Origin of the sequence: Ruminococcus callidus ATCC 27760, assembly GCF_000468015.1 — a bacterium.
GTDB lineage: Bacteria > Bacillota > Clostridia > Oscillospirales > Ruminococcaceae > Ruminococcus_C > Ruminococcus_C callidus.
The window spans coordinates 1-747 of sequence record NZ_KI260303.1 but is presented as its reverse complement, the minus strand read 5'-3'; the positions used below and the strand labels follow the sequence as shown (position 1 = coordinate 747).

Sequence of the window (747 nt, the reverse complement as noted above, 5' to 3'; positions counted from 1 at the left end):
TCGCACAATCTTTGTGCGGTATTGCCTTAAAATACAGAAAAAAACAGCGGGTACCCGATTCGAAAACGGGTATCCGCTGTTTTATTCGAAAATGAAAAAGCGTTCAGTTTATGCCCCAACCCAGGTACGCACTGCTTCCGGCAGCCAGCTGATGCGAAGCAGCAGCGGCATCACTGCCAAGGCTGCCAATCCGAACAGCACTCCCAGCACTGCACCGCACAGCACATCTGACGGATAGTGCACACCCAGATACATACGGGAAAAAGCGATGAGCACAGCAATTGTCAGTGCCGCAACACCTACCCACAGGGGCAGCATTGCCAGAAACACAGTCGCTACTGCAAACGAGCTGGACGTATGACCAGAGGGAAATGAAAAATCGTGAGGTTTCCGAATTAGGAATTGCAGGCTTGGAATCTTGTCAAACGGTCTGGCACGCTCCACCAGATTTTTCAAGAAAGCATTGCAGACCAATGCAGAAAACACCAGTGACAGCAACGCCGTCAGAGAAGCACGCCTTGTCTGCTGGCGAAACAGCAGGCAGGCACACGCCGTCAGCCAGAGGATTCCACCGTTTCCCAAAAATGTTGCCGTTTTCATCGCCGCTGTCAGCCATGCACGCCGCAGCCGTTCCTGAAACCACAGCAGCGTCTGCTGTTCCCAGTGCTGTATCCGATGCCGCATACGCCTCACTCCTATCGTTGATTCTGCCTATAGGCAATACCGCACAAAGATTGTGCGACAGAT

Annotated in this window: 1 protein-coding gene; it reads right to left on the bottom strand. The window is 52.3% G+C overall.

What is annotated here, in order from left to right; genetic code table 11:
- Window positions 1-108: 108 nt before the first annotated feature.
- Entirely contained in the window at window positions 109-684 is a 576-nt protein-coding gene (locus tag RUMCAL_RS01820) for a phosphatase PAP2 family protein (protein WP_021680730.1), read from the bottom strand.
- Window positions 685-747: the final 63 nt, after the last annotated feature.

What these genes read in the sequence shown, in the direction of transcription:
- RUMCAL_RS01820 (WP_021680730.1), bottom strand. Translation starts at nt 684, where the DNA reads ATGCGGCATCGGATACAGCACTGGGAACAGCAGACGCTGCTGTGGTTT.